The sequence below is a fragment of the Floridaenema evergladense BLCC-F167 genome (genome assembly GCF_041929205.2).
GTDB classification, from domain to species: Bacteria; Cyanobacteriota; Cyanobacteriia; order Cyanobacteriales; family Aerosakkonemataceae; genus Floridanema; species Floridanema evergladense.
The window spans coordinates 3568475-3589510 of sequence record NZ_CM171625.1; the positions used below are offsets into that span (position 1 = coordinate 3568475).

General features: G+C 42.8%; 19 protein-coding genes. 7 read left to right on the forward strand and 12 right to left on the reverse strand.

The genetic code is table 11. The annotated features are described in order from the left end of the window. Nucleotides 1–844: 844 nt before the first annotated feature. Entirely contained in the window at nt 845–2605 is a 1761-nt protein-coding gene (gene recN, locus ACE1CA_RS17365; protein WP_413279783.1) for a DNA repair protein RecN, read from the reverse strand. Between the two features lie 242 nt (nt 2606–2847). Here recN and ACE1CA_RS17370 point away from each other — a divergent pair, with 242 nt between their 5' ends. Then, nucleotides 2848–4926 (forward strand): ABC1 kinase family protein, encoded by a 2079-nt coding sequence (locus ACE1CA_RS17370; RefSeq protein ID WP_413279784.1) that lies wholly within the window; start codon nt 2848–2850, stop codon nt 4924–4926. 44 nt (nt 4927–4970) lie between these two features. Here ACE1CA_RS17370 and ACE1CA_RS17375 read toward each other — a convergent pair whose 3' ends face one another. The 3 genes from ACE1CA_RS17375 to ureE form a co-directional block, all read right to left on the reverse strand. Then, nucleotides 4971–5405 (reverse strand): hypothetical protein, encoded by a 435-nt coding sequence (locus ACE1CA_RS17375; protein ID WP_413279785.1) that lies wholly within the window; start codon nt 5403–5405, stop codon nt 4971–4973. A 465-nt stretch (nt 5406–5870) separates the two neighbouring features. After that, the gene (locus tag ACE1CA_RS17380) at nt 5871–6707 is read right to left on the reverse strand and encodes an urease accessory protein UreF (protein ID WP_486517421.1); all 837 of its coding nucleotides are present in this window, start codon (nt 6705–6707) and stop codon (nt 5871–5873) included. After that, on the reverse strand, nt 6694–7125 hold the full coding sequence (gene ureE / locus ACE1CA_RS17385; RefSeq protein ID WP_413279801.1) for an urease accessory protein UreE: 432 nt from the start codon (nt 7123–7125) through the stop codon (nt 6694–6696). Before ureE ends, ACE1CA_RS17380 begins: the two co-directional genes overlap by 14 nt. 250 nt (nt 7126–7375) lie before the next feature. On the opposite strand from ureE, the gene ACE1CA_RS17390 reads away from it, so the two are divergent. After that, complete coding sequence (locus tag ACE1CA_RS17390; RefSeq protein WP_413279787.1) at nt 7376–7987, forward strand: helix-turn-helix transcriptional regulator; 612 nt, start codon at nt 7376–7378, stop codon at nt 7985–7987. Nucleotides 7988–8010: 23 nt separating this feature from the next. Here the strand turns inward: ACE1CA_RS17390 and ACE1CA_RS17395 are convergent, their stop codons facing one another. Beyond that, complete coding sequence (locus ACE1CA_RS17395; protein ID WP_413279788.1) at nt 8011–8466, reverse strand: DUF4168 domain-containing protein; 456 nt, start codon at nt 8464–8466, stop codon at nt 8011–8013. Between the two features lie 142 nt (nt 8467–8608). Beyond that, entirely contained in the window at nt 8609–9589 is a 981-nt protein-coding gene (holA, locus tag ACE1CA_RS17400) for a DNA polymerase III subunit delta (protein ID WP_413279789.1), read from the reverse strand. Between the two features lie 169 nt (nt 9590–9758). Here holA and ACE1CA_RS17405 point away from each other — a divergent pair, with 169 nt between their 5' ends. The 3 genes from ACE1CA_RS17405 (at nt 9759) to cbiE (ending at nt 12541) form a co-directional block, all read left to right on the forward strand. Further along, nucleotides 9759–10544: a DUF1868 domain-containing protein gene (locus ACE1CA_RS17405; protein WP_413279790.1), complete on the forward strand. Its 786-nt coding sequence runs from the start codon at nt 9759–9761 to the stop codon at nt 10542–10544. Between the two features lie 77 nt (nt 10545–10621). Beyond that, a complete protein-coding gene (locus ACE1CA_RS17410) occupies nt 10622–11236 on the forward strand; it encodes a cobalt-precorrin-8X methylmutase (protein ID WP_413279791.1) in 615 nt (204 codons plus the stop codon). Between the two features lie 54 nt (nt 11237–11290). Beyond that, nucleotides 11291–12541, forward strand: a complete 1251-nt coding sequence (cbiE, locus tag ACE1CA_RS17415) for a precorrin-6y C5,15-methyltransferase (decarboxylating) subunit CbiE (RefSeq protein WP_413279792.1) — start codon at nt 11291–11293, stop codon at nt 12539–12541. Between the two features lie 3 nt (nt 12542–12544). On the opposite strand, the gene ACE1CA_RS17420 is transcribed toward cbiE, so the two are convergent. Then, entirely contained in the window at nt 12545–13375 is an 831-nt protein-coding gene (locus ACE1CA_RS17420) for a CPBP family intramembrane glutamic endopeptidase (RefSeq protein WP_413279793.1), read from the reverse strand. A 134-nt stretch (nt 13376–13509) separates the two neighbouring features. Then, nucleotides 13510–13965 (reverse strand): AbrB family transcriptional regulator, encoded by a 456-nt coding sequence (locus ACE1CA_RS17425; protein WP_413279802.1) that lies wholly within the window; start codon nt 13963–13965, stop codon nt 13510–13512. Nucleotides 13966–14584: 619 nt separating this feature from the next. Here ACE1CA_RS17425 and ACE1CA_RS17430 point away from each other — a divergent pair. Next, nucleotides 14585–15613, forward strand: coding sequence for a succinate dehydrogenase/fumarate reductase iron-sulfur subunit (locus ACE1CA_RS17430; protein WP_413279794.1), 1029 nt, complete (start codon nt 14585–14587; stop codon nt 15611–15613). A 100-nt stretch (nt 15614–15713) separates the two neighbouring features. On the opposite strand, the gene ACE1CA_RS17435 is transcribed toward ACE1CA_RS17430, so the two are convergent. The 3 genes from ACE1CA_RS17435 to psbX all read right to left on the reverse strand — a co-directional run bounded on the left by ACE1CA_RS17435 (nt 15714) and on the right by psbX (nt 18766). Continuing rightward, a complete protein-coding gene (locus tag ACE1CA_RS17435; protein WP_413279795.1) occupies nt 15714–17171 on the reverse strand; it encodes a trypsin-like peptidase domain-containing protein in 1458 nt (485 codons plus the stop codon). A gap of 421 nt (nt 17172–17592) precedes the next feature. Then, on the reverse strand, nt 17593–18426 hold the full coding sequence (locus ACE1CA_RS17440; protein ID WP_413279796.1) for a Ycf66 family protein: 834 nt from the start codon (nt 18424–18426) through the stop codon (nt 17593–17595). A gap of 217 nt (nt 18427–18643) precedes the next feature. Beyond that, a complete protein-coding gene (psbX, locus tag ACE1CA_RS17445) occupies nt 18644–18766 on the reverse strand; it encodes a photosystem II reaction center protein PsbX (RefSeq protein ID WP_413279797.1) in 123 nt (40 codons plus the stop codon). A gap of 246 nt (nt 18767–19012) precedes the next feature. On the opposite strand from psbX, the gene ACE1CA_RS17450 reads away from it, so the two are divergent. Then, a complete protein-coding gene (locus ACE1CA_RS17450; protein ID WP_413269119.1) occupies nt 19013–19297 on the forward strand; it encodes a YggT family protein in 285 nt (94 codons plus the stop codon). A gap of 226 nt (nt 19298–19523) precedes the next feature. Here ACE1CA_RS17450 and accC read toward each other — a convergent pair whose 3' ends face one another. Beyond that, nucleotides 19524–20879, reverse strand: coding sequence for an acetyl-CoA carboxylase biotin carboxylase subunit (gene accC / locus ACE1CA_RS17455; protein ID WP_413281152.1), 1356 nt, complete (start codon nt 20877–20879; stop codon nt 19524–19526). Between the last annotated feature and the right edge of the window lie 157 nt (nt 20880–21036).

The following is a 21036-nucleotide window of genomic DNA, read 5'->3' on the forward strand; positions in this document are numbered from 1 at the left end:
TAATTACTTCCTCACTGGCTGTATCATTAATTTCACTACTAACTACATCAATTATTTCGTAACTTATTTCGCGAGCAATAACATCTATTACTTGATTATCTCTCCTATTAATCTCATTTCTAATTTCTACTCCATCAATTCCGGTGATTTCCACTATATGATTTTCTGGCGCGATCGCACTTTCTTCTTCAGGATTTCCATTTTCCGGCTCATCCCAACAACTATCTATAAAGTCTCGATCGGTATCTAAACTTTGATGACCATTTTGATTTTTTCCCGTCTCTAAAGATTGACAAATACTTACTTGATCGCCATAGTTTTTATAACCATTCTGATTTTTGGAATCTTCCATATCCTTAGTGCTATCCTCCTTAATAGTATTTTCTATTTTTTGGAGTATATTTTCTTTATCTTCTTCAAATACCTTTCCTTCTATCTGCAAATTATTGCTATTTCGTAATTCCTCATCTTTATGATTCTGAGATTGGTCTTTATAGGGAGCGCAATCGAGGGTATATGTTGGTTCAGACATCCCTATTCTTGAGCGATGAGTTGACTTTTTTAACAATTCAATATCCCGATCTTTGTTAACTTCAAGCATTGGATTTACACCCTGTTTTTCTATGTATGGTTTGACATCGATTATATTAGTAGTCGATTCTACAAATGGTAGATTGTAGTTAGAATAAGGCATAATTCAAAGTGTCAAATGCTTACTTTTTGCCAATCTTTAAACCTGTTGGATTCAATAACTTAAATTTATTAAGAATCTTGTCAACCTCCTTAATTATTGGTGAAACCATTAAGATTTGTTTAACTTTTTCCAGCCTCTCTTCTGGTTGAATTATAAGTTGTAACGACTGCCTTTGTCTTTTCTTTTTAGATCCGCTTCAGCTATTAAGGATTCAGCAAAAGCGATCGCCTCAGTTGCCGAATCACCCCCAGCTAATTGAGCTAATTCCTGACTCCGAGTAGAATGACTATCTAAATAACTCACCCGCACCACAGTCCGAAAATCGGTAGCCTGACCATTTTTTTCTCCTTTTGGAGTATCAATTACTTGTTTATCGACGCGAAAATGTCGATCTGCCATAGCTGCCACCAAAGGTTGGTGAGTCACGCATAAAACTTGTTGATAATGTGAAATTTGATGGAGTTTTTGCGCGATCGCTGCTGCCACTCTACCAGAAACACCCACATCAATCTCATCAAAAATTAGTGTCCCTACCAAACCCATCGAAAAGCAAGTTTTAAAAGCTAAAAGAAACCGACTCATCTCACCCCCAGAAGCCGTTTCTGTTAAAGGATGTAAAGGTTCGCCCGGATTAGGACTAAAAAGAAAGATAATTTTATCTGCGCCATTAGCCGTAGGAGAAATCCGAGTAATTTCCACCTGAAACTTCACCTTTTCCATCGCTAAAGGCTTTAATTGCTCGATTAAACGCTCCTCCAATTTTCTCGCCGCAGTCAACCTTAACTCTGTCAAAGTTTGACAACATTCTTGGAGAATTACCTTTTTTTCTTGGTAAATCTTTTCCAGAGTTTCTAAAGACTGACCCCCACCTTTAAGTTCTTGTAATTCCGCTTCTACACCCTGTTGATAAGCGATCGCCTCTGGTAAAGTTGGCCCATACTTGCGGCAAATTTGCTTTAACTGACGAATGCGTTGCTCTACAGATTCTAACCTTTCCGGATCGGCCTCCAACGACTCACCATAAGTATTAATTTGTCTTCCAGCTTCCGCCACCTGAGCCAAAGCCGCACTCACCATATCTAAAATTGGCTGTAAGCTAGAATCATAAATTACCATATCGATCAAAGTAGCCTCAGCTTCTCCCAAAATATCAGCAGCAGCTTGAGCATCCGCATCATTTTGGTACAAAGCTTGATAAACCTGGTAACTTTGTTTTTGTAATTCCACAACATGAGCCAATCGGCTACGTTCTTGTTCTAGAGATTCCAATTCATCAGGATCGTTGAGTTTAGCCGCACTCAATTCCCGCAATTGAAACTCTAACAAATCTAACTTTTGCAACCGCATTTGTTCCGATTGGCGACGATTTTCCAAAGCCGCAAGTGCTCCAGAACAGGATTGAAAAGCTGCACTCACCTTTTGACGTTGCTCAATTAGATTCACCCCACCGAAACTATCCAAATATTCTCTTTGAATAGCCGTTTGTCCAATTTGAACAGTTTGACCTTGAGCCGTAATTTCTATTAAACGCGATCGCAGCTGTTCCATCTGTTGTCTATTTACCAATACACCATTAATCCGCGATCGACTGCTGCGTAAGATACCCTCCTGATTAGTAGACATCTCGCGGCTACAAACCACAGCATAATCATCCAATAAATCAATTTCTTCCTGATTCAGCCACTCAGCAACTTGAGAACTTAAGCGAAAAGTCGCCTCCACCACAGCCCGTTGTGATCCAGTCCGAATCGATCGACTAGTAACCTTACCACCCAACGCCGCATCAATAGCATCAAGAATAATTGACTTTCCCGCCCCAGTTTCCCCAGTCAACACATTTAAACCAGCCCCAAAAGCCAGTTCCAGACGGTCAATCAACGCAAAATTTTCAATTCGCAATCCTATTAACATAAGGCAATCAGCCTATAATTCAGGGCTTCTCAAGGAAACGCCATATAAGAGCTACCATCGTCAAGTTTAATCCGACTCCACCAAAACTGGAACTGAGATTTTTTGCCCCCTTCATCAACACCTGTAAAAGTTCTGCCTTTTGCCTTCTATCTGATTAACTTGGCAATTGTTACAATGTTTTAACAAAGTAACAAAAATATTTAGTTTCTATTCCCTATTCTTTATTCCCGCAATCAAAACTCATGAATCCTAAGACGGCATCCCCAGTTTCGCCCACTCACGATCCTGAAGGCGTTCGCCAAACCACATCCCATCCCATCACCATAAAGGAAACAACAACAGTGGAAAAACCCATCGCGATCGCCGAATCAGCAACTATTTCCCCAGCGCCGCAAAAACGCGCCCAAACAGTTGCACCAGAACTCGAAGCAGAAACCATAAGATATGATCCAGAAGCGATCGCTCAACATTATGGCAGACGACTCCTCCTAGTTTGGCGGCGTTGTCTTGCGATCGTCTGGCCCTCCACAATCTTTGCCTTCAGCCTCTGGTGGGATCGCCGCTTAGGAAAAATCAACCAAAACCAACAAAAACGCGCCATCCAGCTAAAACAACTCCTCACCAACTTAGGCCCCGCCTACATCAAAATAGGACAAGCCCTATCCAGTCGCCCCGACTTAGTACCTCCAGTATACTTAGAAGAACTCACCCATCTCCAAGACCAACTACCCCCCTTCCCCAACGAAGTAGCCTACAGATTCATTGAAGAAGAACTAGGAGCCCCTCCCCACCAAATTTACGCCGAACTCTCACCCCAACCATTAGCCGCAGCCTCATTAGGGCAAGTATACAAAGGCAAACTTAAAACCGGAGAAACAGTCGCAGTCAAAGTCCAAAGACCCGACCTCCAACAAAAAATTGCCCTCGACCTCTACATCATGCGTAGTCTAGCAAAATGGGCACAAAAAACCTTTAAAAATTTGCGGAGTGACCTAGTAGCCATCCTCGACGAATTTGGCAGCCGCATCTTTGAGGAAATGGACTACATCCAAGAAGGAAAAAACGCCGAACGCTTTGAACAACTCTACGGGCAAATCCCAGATATTTACATCCCTCGCATTTACTGGGAATACACCCGCCGTCGCGTCCTTACAATGGAATGGATCGTCGGAACCAAACTGACTAACCTGGAAGCCATGCAGAGACAAGGCATAGACGCTTCCCACCTGATCGATGTTGGCGTTCAATGTTCCCTCCGACAACTACTAGAACACGGCTTTTTCCACGCCGACCCCCATCCCGGCAACCTTTTAGCCAGTCCAGACGGCAAACTCGTCTACCTCGACTTTGGCATGATGAGCGAAGTTAAGCGTCAACAACGCTACGGTCTAATTGAAGCCGTCGTACACTTAGTAAATCGAGACTTTGAAGGCTTAGGTCAAGACTACATTAAACTCGAATTTTTAGCCCCCGGCACCGACCTCACACCCATCATCCCCGCCTTCGCTGCCGTTTTCAACGATGCCTTATCTGCCACAGTTGCAGAAATGAACTTTAAAAGCATTACTGACCAGCTTTCGGCTTTAATGTATGAATTTCCCTTCCGTGTACCTGCCTACTACGCCTTAATTATTCGCTCCTTAGTAACTTTAGAAGGAATTGCCATTAACATCGATCCCAACTTTAAGGTATTAAGTAAAGCCTATCCTTATGTTGCCAAACGCTTACTTACTGACCCAGCCCCAGAGTTAAGAGCATCTTTACAAGATTTACTCTTCAAAGAAGGCGGTTTTCGCTGGAATCGTTTGGAAAATCTGATCCGTAATGCTCGCAATTCCTCAGATTTTGACTTAAATAAGACGCTTGAGCAAACCGTTGATTTTCTCTACTCAGAAAGAGGTGCTTTCATTCGGAAAAAACTAGTTAATGAGATAATTAATGGTCTAGACATCTTTGGGCGCAACACTTGGGAAAATTTAACTTTTACCTTCCGCCAAAAACTGGGACTAGTAGCAAATGAAGTTCCTGTCATAAAGGAAACACCAAAGAATCTGGAACATATTCAGAGAATTTGGGTAATTCTCCAAGAAACCCCAGGTTTTGACCCAATAGAAATGATCTCGATTTTTACTAAACTGTTGCTGAGACCGGAAACTCAACAGATGGGACAGCAAGTGATTGGTGGACTTACTCAGCGTACATTGGCTCGCTTAATTCGGGAACTTCTGATCTCGGACAGGTCGATCGCAGAACCAGAAACCGAATACCGTGAAGATACAGCACCTAGACTAGCTTTACCCGTGCCAGTAGAAAATCGCTAATACCAGCAGGGTAGAAGGGAAAAATTCCCTTCTGCTCTCTTGTACTAGTTGCCATCCAAGTCTTTCATTTGTTGCTGTAGCTTGGCTTCTAATTCCTGAATTTCTTCTCGCCTTGCTTCTACTTCTAGTAAACGACGGCTGAGGTCTAATTTTTCCAGAGTCAGAGTTTGTAAACCTTCCTCTACCCTTACCTTTTCTTGCTGCAAAAAATCTAAATTGATCTCACTGGTCAAATAATTTTTGACTAAATCTAGCACCCAATTTGTAGCATCTTTAATACTTAAAACCTGGCGAGTGGGCGAAAGTTCCACCAAAACTAATGAGCCATTGCTCCACGAATCATTTTCCGCTGCTGGAATTGGAATCACCTCAGCTTCTTCAATAAAAGCCCAGGTATATTCAGATTCTTGGTGGGCTAATAACCGCAGCTTGGTTTCACCTGTAGTTGCTTCCTTTTGTACCTGGGCAAAATGTAGCATCAGCTTGATTTTTGATTACCTCTCTTCGATTCATCACAAATATCCCTATGTTTTCGGGGTGGCTCAGCAAAATTGGCTAAAATATTGCCTAATTTAAGAGTGGGCACGCTTAGGTTTGGTGCTACCTGTGCCGCAGCTGAGTCCAGCTTGAGGATACAACACAAGTCAACAAAGATCTTTCATCCTGGTAATGTACCAAATTGTCAATGCCTTTTTTGACCTAATAGCAGACGGATTCCTCTAAATTTTACTGAGTTGTGTGAGTAATGAGCGAATGAGAATGGACAGAGCATGGATTGGCAGGGGTTTGCCTTGATTAACATTATCTGCCATTATTGCCCTAATTCTAGGTGAAAAAGCTAAAAGTTTTATATAGGCAACAGGCATATCAGTTAGGACTTGGTAAATTTTGCTGTCAAGGGAATGGGGAATAATGCAACTGTAGCGATCGATTGCTATGAACTATCAACTGCGAAATAATCGGCTGTACTGAATTTCGTGAGTCATACTTGCTAACGCTAATCCCCAGCCACAACTGCTTAGGTCATCATCTGTTAGAGTAAAAACTTCTCTGCTGCTTTCGATGATGGGGTTGTGTAATTTGGACAATAGTTGTTGACCTGTGGTTTGTCCTAATGGGATTAGTCTGATGCTGGCACTGATTAAATTGGTAGCCCAACTATGTAAGTATCCTAAAATGGCGGTTGATGGGTCGATTTTCCAGTGGGCGGCGATTATACCAAAGGCGATCGCAAAACTCGTCCTTTGACTCAAACTGCTAAACTCTCTACTAAGCTGCGGTTCTAAGTTTTCCCATAATCGCCTCAAAGCATGACCCATCTGCCAGCTTTGTTCCCGTAACTCTGCCGTTTCCCTAGCAGCTATTGCCCAATTATTCCAATACTCTAAAGTTTCTAAATCCCCGCTTTCTGTAGCTCTGTAACCCCTGAGCATAATTGCTGCTTCTATCCTAATCGCCCCATAGCCCAATTCTTGCTCTAACCAATGTTTCAACGTTGTTTGGTCATGAATCACCTTTGTTTCCACCAAACTTTCTAATCCTTCCGAATAACTATAAGCCCCCACTGGCAAGGCTGTGTTAGTAATTTGTAATAAATGCAGCAGACTTAAGTTGTTCATTGCCGACTGGAGAGAGTTCTGAGTTCTGAGTTCTGAGTTAAATAATTTTCCCTTGTCCCCTTGTCTCCCCATCCCCCCATCCCCCCATCCCCCCATCCCCCCATCCCCCCATCTCCCCATCCCCCCATCCCCCCATCTCCCCAGTCCTCTAATGATGCCCATAAGCTCCCATTTCTGGCTCAAAGGGCTTAATTTCTGCGGTTACTTCTAATCCCAGATGTTCTAGCATTGCCTGTAAAACGGGGTCTGGGGATAATCTTAAGTATGTGGGAGCGATTTCTAAAGCTACGTGGCGATTTCCTAAGTGATAGGCGGCACGTAATAACTCTAGGGGATTTTTGGCTGTTATTGTCAGTACGGGTTCGGGTTTGGCAATGATTCTGACTAGGATACCGTTTTCTGATTGTAATAAGTCACGATCGCGCAACACTATCCCTCTGGGAAGTCGCAACAACAACGCTTGTCCTGCTTCTGTCTCAAAACGATAGTTGCTGCGAGTGCGTTCCTCTGCTGTCAGGGAAAGGGTGTGGCTGACTACAGCATCAGGGTTTGCTGGTATACGTTGCGTCAAAGTCAGCATCATCGGTAATTATGACTATTTTTTCTAAATTTATGGGATTATTTTCCAGATTAACCTGATTTGCGATCGCTAGTTCAGTAATTATTCCCTATGACAAAATCTTCAGCAAGAAAGTCCGTACATTCACGAATAAGGGTGATTTGAAATTTGAAAAATTCATTTATAAAAAGACTATCATTACGTATAAATCATTAGGACGCATCTGGAAAACATATCACAGTCATGTAGAAATTTAGTAATAGTGATATTCATGACTTCACCAAAAATGATTGCAGTACAAGAAGCTCCAGTATTAACAGAAAAATCTCTCAAGCAATCCCAAAAACTTGAGCCATACAATCTTTTTCAAGGAATTTTAGAAGGATTTATGGATGGAATTCTAATAATCACTCAGACAGGCGAATTACTGCACGCCAATCAAACTGCCAAACAGATTTTTCAACAATTATCTCATGAAAAATCTCAATCCATTCCTGAAGAGATTTGGCAGATTTGTCAGTCATTAATTGAAAGTAAAAAGCTGTTTCCCAGTGAAAAACTTGTTTTAGAATCAGAAATTACTCAAAATAATACTTTCAATTTTCGGTTGCGAGTGCGTTGGTTTGCGATCGAGCAAATGTCCCAAGAATGTCTGTTAGTAACCATTGAAGATAAACATCAATCCTTAAGAGAGATAGTGATCAGCGACGTTCATCAATACGATTTAACACCCAGAGAAGCGGAAGTTTGGTTGCTTTATCGAGCTAACTATTCCTACAAAGAAATCGCCGAAAAACTGTACATTACTATTAATACAGTTAAAAAACACATGAAAAATATTCATGCTAAACGTAAATCTGCGATCGATGATGAAGCAATTTAATAAATTTAAGTTGGTTAAACTCTTTATTGTAAGCGGCGTAATTCAGCATCGACTTTTTGTTTAAGATTGGGATCTGATTGTATCGCATTTCTGATTTGTTCAAAACGACCAACTGTTAATTGATTTGCCTCAATTGTTTGTCGGGAAAACTCGCAAAAATCTTTTAATTCAGCTGTAACATTACCACCAGCAGCACAAGTTGTATCAGGAACCGAAAGATTTCTACTGACAATTCCTTGAACTATAGCTTGACGTTTTTTCTCAATTATATAAGCTGCTCGAACATATCTTCTTAGCTCATCATCGCTGATTGACTGAGCAAAGGCAGAAGAACTGAAGATTAAATGAGGAGAACGGAAAGATAGATTTGGCGCTAGTCCACAGAGTACACCAATCGAAGCCAGAGAAGTGACAAGTAAAAAGTGAGATATTACTTGGTTAAGTAAAGGGAAGGAGATGGAAGAATTAACGTTAGTCATGATTGGATAGTTTTTAGAACTAGCACACTAAATGGCATCTATGTATTTTGAAGTAACTTTTGGGTGTGAAGTTCCACATAGGGGTAGATGATTGGCAAAATAGTCAATTGTAATTAAAGTCAATAATCTCGTGTAAACGAGGTTATTTGTAAAGTTGGCAGAGTTCGATCGCTTTTGTTTGCAGAGTGGTTATTGGCTCTGCCCCTTGTTTGAGACTAACCTCTAAGTCTAGCAGTATGGGCAAGCTGGCAGAAAGTTGTCCCACATTTAAAGAGCGAATTTCCTGTTGGAGAAAGTAGATGCGCTTGGGATTGGCAACTTCTGCGGCTTTGGCAATCTCTTTTTCGTCCCTCTCTCCCTCCTGCGTCATCAGCTTTACCCACAACCAAGTGCGAAATTGTCCAATCAAAGTAGCAACAATTCTTAAAGCTGGTTCATTGCGATTAATTAAATCTGCCACTAATACCAAGGCTTTAGGTGCATCTCCCTGAATAATTGCCCCGGCTAGCTGCAAACTATTTTGCGTGTTAGCTGTTACCAGTTTAGCAACTGTTTCTACCTCTAGGACTCGTCGCTGATTCGAGCTAAACAGTTGCAATTTTTCCAATTCCGAATTTAGTAACCTTGTATCATTACCAACAGATTGGGCTAAAAGTTCCATAGCGTCTGGCGTTAACTTCACACCTACCTCTTGTGCCGCTTGCTTAACTCGCTGTATAATTTGGTCGGTCTTCCAGGGTGGAATTAAAGCAAATTCGCAGATTTGAGCAGATTTTTTGAGTAATTTTGTGGCTTTAAGTCGATCGTCAGGTTTGTTCCGGCTAGTCAGTAAAAGTACTGAAGTTTCCGGTAGAAAAGGCAGGGTACGTTCTAGTTCAGCTAATATCTGTTCTGGACAATGTTGCCCAATATTGATATCAGTCAACCAAACTAAACGTTGTCCCATACCAAATGGAGGTGTCATAGCTTGATTTAATGCTTGAAGTATGGCATCTGGTTGATCGGCAGAAATTTTGTCATAGTTGAAACTAGCCCAGTGGGGATCGAGTACAGATTTACGCAATTTAACAACCGCGTTTTGTAGTGTGAAATCATCCTCTCCCCAATAGAGGTAAATTGGCATAAGGAACACCTAATTAAGTAAATTTGTGGTAAGGGCAATTTATGAATTGCCTGTACAGGCAAAGACTTGATCCCAGAAATTAGAGGTCAATATTTCGTTAGGTGGACTTAACGTTAAAACAAAGAAAGTTAGTTAAACTCTATCAAGTGAAAAGGCGAGGATATCAAGGTTGGACGATAACTATCAAACTTACCTGAATCGAGTGGCAAGAATGACGCTGCCGGAAAGTTACAAATCTCAAGTGCAGCACATTCAGGAATCACCTAAGTTTGTGCCTGCTGTTGAAGGAGGCAGAAAACCTGTTCCTTTTCCTGGATATACAGTAATTACTCCTCCCAGTGAAGAAGATGCAGCAAATAATACTTTCTATACAAATTTGCAGCTTTGTCAAGAGCAACTCTTACAAGAGTTTAAGTCGGGTTTAATGGTGCCAGTACCTCCATCTAGTTTTCATTTAACCCTGGCAGATTTAATTTGGGCTGGTGCTTTTCTTCATGTTAAAGAAGAAAATCCTCAATTTGAAGAGGAGTTGCGCGATCGCATTGGTAAAATTTTTGAGCAAACCCAACCTTTAGTGGGCGGGGGTCAGCAAATTAAATTCCAATTGCTAGGATTAATGATTATGCCAAGAGCGATCGCTGTCTCTCTAGTACCAAAGGATGAGTCAACTTACGATCGGATTGTTAAGTTTCGTCGCGCTATTTACCAAAATGGTGACTTGATCGGGTTGGGAATTGAGCAACAATATGGTTTAACGGCTCACATTACTTTAGGTTACTTTGGCGACATTCCACCAGATTTAGATGGCGAGCGCATCGGTCAAACTCTTTCAGATTTAAACTTACAATGGGTGGATAATTCCCAAGAACTCTGGGTACAAAAGGCAGAATTGCGTAAATTTGATGATATGACTCGCTACTACCGCGAACCTGATTGGCCTGTTTTGGAATTTTAGATTTAGGATTTGGGATTTGGGATTTAGATTTTAAACGAGAAATCCTGTAAAATCTAACATCTGAAATCTCCAAATTTATGAGTTTAACCATCCACCCAATTATGGCCCAGAGTTTCGCGGTAATTGACCGAGAAATTGGCACTCATAATTTTAGCTCGCAAGAATATGCGATCGTCCGACGAGTAATTCACAGTACGGCTGATTTTGAATTTAAAGACTTAATTCGCTTTAGTCCAGGGGCAATTGATGCTGGCATTGCTGCGATTCGTCGTCGCGTACCCATTGTGACTGATGTGGGGATGGTTAAACAAGGTATCGTGGGATTAGTGGGAGAAACTTTTGCCAACCCAGTAATTAGTGCTGTGGAAGGCATTAAAAAACCTTTACCAGGAAAAACTCGCACGGAAACGGGCTTATTAAAGTGCTGGCAAGAATTTCCCCAAGCAATTTTTGTCTTTGGCAATGCGCCCACTGCCTTGTTAGCACTCTGTCAAGAAATCCCGCAAGCTGCTGTGTTACCTGCTTTAGTAATTGGCGCACCTGTAGGGTTTATTTCGGTCGTAGAGTCAAAAATGACCTTAGCAACGACGGAAGTACCTCAAATTCGCGTTGAGGGGCGAAAGGGCGGTTCGCCAGTAGCAGCTGCTATCCTCAACGCTTTAATTTGTTTAGCAACTGAAGGAGAAGTCTAAAGTTGTTTGTTTTGGACAAATAACCAATGACAAATGACCAATGACAAATAACAAATGACAGTTCATGTTGTAGGCATTGGTTTAGATGGGGCATCTGGGCTGAGGGAAGAAGTCAGGCAAGTTATAGCCCAGGCGACTTTGTTGGTAGGAAGCGATCGCCATTTGAATTATTTTCCTGACTACTCTGGCGATCGGATCGTCCTGAAAGATTTAAAGGGGACGCTGCGCGAGATTCGCGATCGTCTAGAAACGGATAATGTAATTGTCGTACTGGTGACAGGCGATCCTTTGTTTTTTGGCTTAGGGCGGTTGTTGTTGGCAGAATTGCCTAAAGAACAGTTAACTTTTCATCCTCATCTAAGCGCCATTCAGTTAGCTTTTAACCGGATTAAAGTTCCTTGGCAAGATGCCAGGGTGATTAGCGTTCATGGGCGTTGTTGGGAACAGCTAACCCAAACTTTGCAGCAAGGAGTCGAGAAAATCGCTATTCTAACTGACAACGATCGTAATCCAGCGGCGATCGCTCTTTTACTCCAATCCCTTGATTTAGCTGCTGCTTATCAGTTTTGGATTTGCGAAAATTTAGGGGGTATGGATGAGAAAGTGGGCTGTTGGCCTATAGCTACTGTCCCAGCGCAAAAATTTGCCCCCTTGAATGTGGTAGTTTTACTGCGCCACACTGATTCATCTGGGGAAGAGATGAATTTCCAAAATCTACCGCTGCTAGGTTTACCAGATTCTAGTTTTTTAAGTTATAGCGATCGTCCGGGGTTAATCACTAAACGGGAAATTCGGCTGTTAATTCTGGGAGAATTAGCCTTACAGCCAGGACAAATTATTTGGGATATTGGTGCAGGTACGGGTTCAGTAGCGATCGAAATTGCCCGCTTATTCCCCACTTCCACAGTTTATGCCATTGAAAAAACTGCCGCTGGCATCTCTTTAATAGAACAGAATTGTCAGCGATTTCGCCTTAATAATGTAGTTTCCATTCATGGCACCGCACCAGAAATTTTGCATCACCTCGTACCCCCAGACCGCATTTTTATTGGCGGTAGTGGAGGTAACTTAAAAGAAATTTTGCGGTTTGCGGGTGCTCAGTTGCATCCCCAAGGAGTTCTGGTTTTAGCTTTAGCTACTTTGGAACATTTGACTTTGACAATGCAGTGGGTAGAAGAAAAAGGTTGGGAACACAATTTGTTACAAGCGCAGTTGTTGCGATCGATCGCGGTTGGATCTCTCACCCGATTTTCGCCCCTCAATCCCGTCACGATTTTAAGCATCAAAAAGCAAAATCAGCGCTAGAGATTAGAGAAATGGGAAAAATTCTCTAGCGGTATAGAACAGGAGCGCCCCTGTAATTAGCAAGCAAAAGATTCCCGCTGCACCAGCTAAAGGTTTTCCAGATAATCCTGTAAACCAAGCTGAACCTTTTCCTGTATAGCTAATTAATTGGGCAGAATCGATCGTGGTTAATCCCCAAATCCAACCCGCGTGTAATCCGATCGCTAAACTTAAATTTCCATCGTCCACCCAACGCGCCAGAACTAACACCAATCCCATTAAAAATAAACCTGGGAGTTGGGGCAAAGTTTCCTTAAATTCCCAAACCAAGTGCAGCAGTGCAAAAATTAGGCTAGAAACTACAGCCCCTAACCATAAAGAGTAACTTTGCTGCAATTGATTGAGCAGAAAGCCACGAAAAATTAACTCCTCTGTACTGCTTACCCATAATCCTAAAAGCAGGGTTGTCAGTAGAGTTTGCCAGAGCTTTCGATCGGGTTGCCAATGCCAATTTATCCACCCAAAAGTGGACTCGATCGCAAACACAACTATGATGCCAATTACGCCAATAGCTAATCCTAACCCCAGAGAGATTAAAAAAGTGACCTCTCTAGAGATTCCGTAATCAAAAAAAGACACACCCTCTACCCTGGCAAATCCCCAAAGTAACACCGGAGCAATCAGGTAAAGGGATGCCAAAAGTGGAATTTTTTGTGCTGCCCCCAACGGCTTAGGAGGGTACCATTTGAGGGCGTAAGCTATGGGAATAGCTATTGGCAACCAACACCCCAACCAAGCTAAGAAAAACGCAATTATCTTAACAGGTGCGGTCGCCTCAGTATAAAACACCAGCATTTAGCCTAGCTATGTTTGTTAAAGAAGTTCATAGCTACAAAAAGCAGATAGATTAGTCAGTAGCCAAAAGTCAGCCTGAGCAAAATTCACAGGAAAATCAACTCGTTTTGACCGTTGACAGCTGACCTGAGAGATTATTCTTCCTCTTCGGAATCCTCATCCTCATCCTCATCATCTTCATCATCTTCATCTAATTCTGCTTTACCATTTGATGATGCTTTATCTGCATCAACCTGAATCAGGTGAATATGCTTATAGCCTAGTTTGATTTCAAATTCATCACCAGACTTTAAACCCATTGCTTCGGTGTAGGTTGCACCAATAACAATTTGTCCATTTTTATGTACGCTTACCCGATAAGTAGGTTCGCGTCCCCGTCCATCTTTCGGCCCTTCAGGACTTAAAGGAATACCTCTTGCTGCTAATACAGCATCATAAAAATCCGTGAGATTTACACGAGTCTGGTTATTTTTAGTGGTTGTGTAGTATCCACAACGCTTCGCTGTTTCACGACGGGGTAGGTTGGAAAGTTCTTTTACTTTTTGAAGTAGTGCCTTTCCTGTTAAAGGTGTTGTTGCTGTGTCAGTCATCGCTTTGGTGAAATATTCAATCTTTAACTTAGTTAATAGAGTCAAGACCCAAATTGGCCTTATAAAGAATATATCGTTAAATCTCATATTTTTAACAACTATTTTTGGCAATCCCTAACTTGAGTAAAAAGCTTAATTTAGATTTTGGAATTTCCGGTTGGTTCGTCACCCTTGTAAGTGCTAATCGTCAAGGATGTTTACCTGGATTTTATCCAGACAGATCTATAGTGCGGCTTAATTGCCAGCGGAAGTCTGACAAAAGTTAAACTGTTACACTTAGCAAAGATATCTAATACATTAGCTTTACTTGTCTGTCTGCTTTCCTGGTAAGATGTATGGGACATCACAGGGGGGAAAATCTATCTTTGAGGAGTTTTACCCAGAGGTAGAACGATATTTTTTTGTATCAAGTAGTGCAGATAAATATAAGTGATGGAGTTTTGCCAAGTTGGTAGAAAGTCTGAGTTTTGGCGAAAGTTAAGATCTAAGAGGCTTACACTAGAAGCAGTAGTAGTTTAAGAAGGCAGCAGAGAGGGAAAAATTTTTGCTCAGGTACAGTAGCCGAAAATTTAGTCTGTTACCACTATTACTTTAGATATTGAAGAAATGGTTCAAGATTATGGAAGTCATTTTTAAGATTGCCAGACATGACCAAAACAGTGGCTCATGGTATCAGACTTACACTTTAGAAGTTGAGTCTGGTAATACAATTCTCGATTGTCTGAATCGGATTAAATGGGAGCAGGATGGAAGTTTAGCATTTCGGAAAAACTGCCGCAATACCATTTGTGGTAGCTGTGGGATGCGGATTAATGGTCGTTCTGCTTTAGCTTGTAAAGAAAATGTGGGAAATGAGGTGGCACGACTTCAAGAACTGATGACAGAGGTTGTTAGTTCAGAGGTAGATCGATCGGAGGTGAAAGCAATTCCAGAAATTACGATCGCCCCGATGGGTAATATGCCAGTAATCAGAGACTTAGTAGTGGATATGGCAAGTTTCTGGAACAATTTAGAGACAGTCGATCCTTATGTAAGTACTAATGCCCGAAAGATACCAGAAAGAGAATTTCTCCAAACTCCTTCAGAGCGAAGTCAGCTGGATCAGACAGGTAATTGCATTCTTTGTGGTGCTTGTTATTCTGAATGTAATGCCCGTGAAGTTAACCCAGATTTTGTCGGCCCTCATGCTTTAGCAAAAGCTTACCGAATATTAGCAGATTCTCGTGACGCTCAAACTGAAACCAGGTTAGAGAAATATAACGAAGGGACTAAAGGTGTCTGGGGATGTACTCGTTGTTTTTATTGCAACAGTGTATGTCCAATGGACGTGGCACCGATGGATCAGATCGGTAAAATTAAAGGTGAGATTCTGGAAAGAAAGGATGCTCAAGCGAGTCGATCGATCCGTCACCGAAAAGTTTTAGTAGACTTGGTGAAAAAGGGTGGTTGGGTAGATGAACGTAAGTTTGCGGTACTAGTTTTAGGTAATTACTTTAGGGACATAAAAGGATTACTAGAATTAGGGCCAGTGGGATTAAGAACTTTGTTACGCAGAAAATTGCCCTTTGATTTTGAACCATCAAAAGGCGCTGCTCAAGTGCGATCGCTAATTGAAGCAGTAGAAAGAAAGACAGAAGGCAAAGGGTAGAAATAAAAGCAGAAGGGCAGAGGTCAGAAGGTAAAAATTCCCCTTGTCCCCTTGTCCCCAGTCCCCAGTCCCCAGTCCCCAGTCCCCAGTCCCCAGTCCCCTAACGAATCACCAGACGATATCTACCACCCACACCCGGTTCGCTGGCGTTAACAATTACGCGATAAGTACCGGAAAAGGGCAAAGTCAGATCGAGGGCAGAATTTTGATTATTTCTGCCCACATTATTATTTTCTGCAACCTTGCGACCATCTGGCCCTAGAAGTGCCAAATAAGTGTTGAAATCTGGGCTTTCTAAACTAATTCTGATGGGTTGACCAGCAACACCATCAAAAGTGTAGGATCTGTACCAACTGCCATCAGAAGGAAGTCTAGGCGCACCCGGGCCAAGAGTACCTTGTAATTGGATGATAGATCTAGTTTGTCCTTGGGGAATATTGGGATTTCTCAAACCAGTACGCGATGCCATAGCTCTGAGTTCAAAAGACCCGACTTCTCCTCCTTGGTAGGAGTTAGCAATTAAAAGATAAGTACCTGAAATTGGTAAACTTGTGACAATTCGGGCATTTCTGTTACCGCCTGAGTTGTAGTCTTGGGCTAATGTTCGACCATTAGGTGCGATCAGGATGAGAAAGGGGTCGATTTCTCGACTTACCATGTCGATTCTGACTTGTTGACCAGCGCGACCTTCAAACCTGTAGGCTTTAAAGAAACTATTATCTGTGGGTAAGACGTTATCTCCTGGGCCTAATCTGTCAGCGATTAGCTCGCCATTGAGTGTTAATGCTTGCGGGGGGTTGGTAGAGCGTCTGCTGCGGGGGGCGGTTTGGGCGACGCGAGGGGCAGTTCCTTGGCGAACGGAGGTTAAGAAAGGCTGTATTCGATCGATCGCGATCGCAAATCCAATGCCAATATTCCCTCCCGCTTGGCTATTGGTAAAAATAGCCGTATTAACACCAATTAATTCTCCCTGACTGTTAAGTAATGGCCCACCAGAATTACCAGGATTAATGGCTGCGTCAGTTTGAATTAAACCCCTTTCCCGATCGATCCGGCTGACAATTCCCACTGTAAAAGTACCCTGAAAGCGACCGAAGGGATTACCAATCGCGTAGGCTCGTTGTCCTACTTGTACGGGATTACGTGCTAAAGGAATAGTAGGTAAGTTATTTTGACCGCGAATTTTCAAAACGGCTAAATCTAAACCGCGATCGCCAAAAGCTACCACATCTGCTGGCAACCGTCTACCATCTGCCAGAGTTACAGTTAAAGTCCGAGAAGCATTTTGGACAACATGAGCATTTGTCAAAATTAAGCCATCTGGACTGATAATACTACCACTGCCAGAACCATTGGGTATAGCGATCGATACTACAGCAGGACTGGCTTTTTGATATACACGGACGTTGGTTTGTTCGTCAGAGACTTGTGCTGATGCGGGAGTTGCATTCAACAACAGCGGAGTAGTAGCAGCTAACGAACTAATGCCAAAAACAGCTAATGTTGTTCTGGCAGCTATCAGGCTGGACGCAGCTAATGTTAAAAGTTTAGTGTTCATCCTGAGATGAGGATTTAATAGTAGTTGTGGTATTTGTTATGTGGCTAATGCCAGTTTTTTTACTTAGGAAAGTTGCACCCCAATGGATGCAGCCAGATACTACCTTTATAACGTTTTTACAATCTAATTTTAGTTGGTGGGCGGTTATTGGTAATTGGTAGTTGGTCGTTGGAGAGACAAAATTATTACTGTCGATCGTCCGCACCATCAAAATTTCCCACTTCCCAATCAACAATAAATAGTAAACAATAAAAAATTTTTTAACTTCAGTTAGTTACTTTCCCCTGGAAGCCCCAGGAGGGCTGGTTGTTCTTCTCCAACCAACCCAAGCTAGGACAAGGTAAGAGAAATATTTATTCCCTGTTCGGGAGTTTCCTTCCCTCACCAAAATACCCCGCTCGGCGATCGGATAAGCAATTATCTAATAAATTCCCGAACTAGTTTCATCGTCTTTAGGATCGATCGGTTGATAATCTACATAATCATCTGATGCTTTAGGTGGTATATTTTCCCGTCTTTCCCTTTCAACAATATCTTCTGGAGGACGACGTTTTCTAGAACGAGTTGGCATAGTTTCCGAATTATCGAATTCATCTCTAGAATTATCGAATTCATTTCTAGGGGGACGACGAGAAGAACTGCGAGCAGGTTTTTCTTCCATATCGCTAACACCCCAATCATCTACAGGTGTCTGGGCACGAGATTCAGGACGGGGACGGCGTTTGCGTGTGGGAGCATCACTGGAGCTTAATCTATCGCTGTCTCGTTCTGCTAGACTACTGCTGCGACTGGAGGAACGGCGACGTGGTTCATCATAGCTATTGCGGGAACTCCGCGAGTCACGGCTACCTCTGATGCGACGAGAAACTGGTAATTCTTCGTCTGGTTCTAGTTCTAATTCATCTAATTCAGCGTCTTGATATACTCGATATTCCCTGCTGACGGGTCGTTCTTCATCTACGATCGGTGTATTACGTTTAGCTTGTTCTGTTGTGACACCCCGTAACCGCAAGTTATCCACAACAAAGAACACAGCTGTTCCCGCTAACAGATATTGACTAAAAGCCAAAATCGGGTCTAAGCGCCATCCTTGAAACAGGAGAATTAACCCACAAACTAAGCTAATGGCAGCAAAGAAAATATCATGATCTCTGGCTAATTCCGGGCGAAGTGACCTGAGAAAATAGAGTCCTACACCAGCTACAGCTAGTGCAATACCGAGAAATGTGGCAAATGACTGCCCAAAATTGAGCATTTTATCTCTCCGAAGTTAGTTCTACGGCAGTGAGTCAGGCTTAACATCTCCAATGTAGCTTGACAAAGCTAGTTTTTAGCTTGAACCAGTTGGAAACGGCTTTTCAGAAAATTAGTCGATCTTACTGCCCAACTTATAGAACAGAAGGGACGCTTTTTACTTAAATTTGGCTTTAGCGTCCCCGGAAAATAAGATCTGGTTTCTAAATAAATCAGCTTTATTGAGAGCGCTGAATCCGATCTTTTTGACTAATAAAGATTAATCCCCCAACAACTGGAACAACCACAATTACAAAACCTGCAACCAGGCTCCACAAAAAGTTAGCTAAAGAAGGAGTCATATCCGCGCCTCTATGTTTTACAAAACGATACCGTCTTTTAATTTTACCTAGCTGCTACAACCTTGAAAAGTCCAATTGTCAAGGACGATCGCAATTCGATCGCACTCCCCGGTCAAAGCATAAATTAAAGAACTAGATAAAAATTTTAACAAAACTTAAAATAGTCGTAGGGTGTCTTACTAACGCACCATCCTATTGTCGTACTCTGATAAAAAGTATCCATTTTGACAATTTACCTAAAGAATTATGACTGGTATTGACATCGTTAGCTTAGGGCTTGGTTTGCTGTTGGCAGTAATGATTTTCCTGTTTATTATCAGGATCGTGCTGACTTGGTATCCGCAAATCAACCTGAATAGTTTTCCTTGGAATATAGCCGCTTGGCCCACAGAACCTTTTTTAGTGGTGACAAGAAAGATTGTGCCACCTTTGGGAGGTGTAGATATTAGCCCGATTATTTGGGTAGGAATTTGTAGTTTACTACGAGAAATTTTGGTTGGTCAGCAAGGGCTATTGCGGATGATGGGGTAGGTTGGGGACTGGGGATTGGGGACTGGGGATTGGGGACTGGGGATTGGGGACTGGGGATTGGGGACTGGGGATTGGGGACTGGGGATTGGGGACTGGGGATTGGGGACTGGGGATTGGGGACTGGGGATTGGGGACTGGGGATTGGGGACTGGGGACTGGGGACTGGAGAATTTTTGTTTTGGGTAATGGGCAAAATTACTACCCACTACCCACTACCCACTACCCACTACCGATTCGATCGCATCATCATCTGCTCAACAAAGTTAGTGTAAACTTCACCTTTGAGAAAGGCGGGATTTTCCAGAATCTTTTGATGAAAACTAATTGTTGTCGGTAATCCGGTGATGGCACATTCTCTTAAGGCGCGTTTCATGCGTTGAATGGCGCTTTGGCGATCGGCCCCCCAAACAATCAACTTACCGATGAGAGAATCATAATAAGCTGGAATCTCGTAATCGGTGTAAACGTGGGAATCCATTCGCACGCCTGTACCCCCTGGCGGTAAGTAACCGCTAATGCGCCCAGGAGAGGGACGGAAGTTATGATCTGGGTCTTCGGCGTTGATTCGGCATTCGATCGCATGACCCCGCAAAACCACTTCCTCTTGGGTTAAACGCAATCTTTCCCCTTGGGCGACGCGGATTTGTTCCGCGATTAAATCCAATCCGGTAATCATTTCCGTCACCGGATGTTCTACTTGAATCCGGGTGTTCATTTCCATAAAGTAAAAATCACCGTATTGATCCAAGAGAAACTCCACAGTTCCCGCACCAACGTAATTAATCGATTTAGCTGCCATAACTGCCGCTTTACCCATTTTTTCCCGTAATTCTGGAGTAAGAACCGGGCTAGGGGCTTCTTCTAAGAGTTTTTGGTGTCGGCGTTGAATAGAACAATCCCGTTCTCCCAAGTGAATCACATTGCCGTAAGAGTCCGCCATGATTTGAAATTCGATGTGACGGGGGCGTTCAATGAATTTTTCCAAGTAAACGCCAGGATTGCCAAAAGCGGCTTCCGCTTCCCCTTGGGCGGCTTGAAATAGTTTAAAAAAGTCTTCGGGATCTTTAACTAAGCGCATTCCTCTTCCACCACCGCCCGCTGTGGCTTTAATCATTACCGGATAGCCAATTTTTTTGGCGATAATCATCGCTTCTTTTTCGTCCGTGAGTAAGCCCTCACTTCCGGGAACGGTGGGAACTCCTACCCGTTTCATCGTGGCTTTGGCGGTGGATTTATCACCCATCGCCCGGATTGCTTCGGGGCTGGGGCCAATAAATACTAGGTGATGATCGGCGCAAATTTCGGCAAATCGGGCATTTTCGGCTAAAAATCCGTATCCCGGATGAATTGCCGTAGCGTTGCGCGTTAAGGCAGCAGCGATAATGTTGGGGATGTTTAAATAACTTTTGCCGCTGGGAGGTTCACCTATACAAACAGCTTCGTCGGCGAGTTGGACGTGCAAAGCATGGCAATCAATGGTAGAGTGAACGGCAACGGTAGCAATTCCCATCTCTTCGCAGGTGCGGAGAATGCGAAGGGCTATTTCTCCCCGGTTGGCAATTAGAATCTTTGAAAAAGACATTTTCCGGCTTTTGGCGAGGGCAGTGACGATCGAGTTAAGCATCGAAGCAACTTCAGCTGCTTCTCTCTGGTTACACCTAGCCCTGGAGGAAAAGCAGCTTTTTGTGTTCGGGTGTTAATCGTACCATGCTGTCGGGGACTACTTATCGTTGATCTGT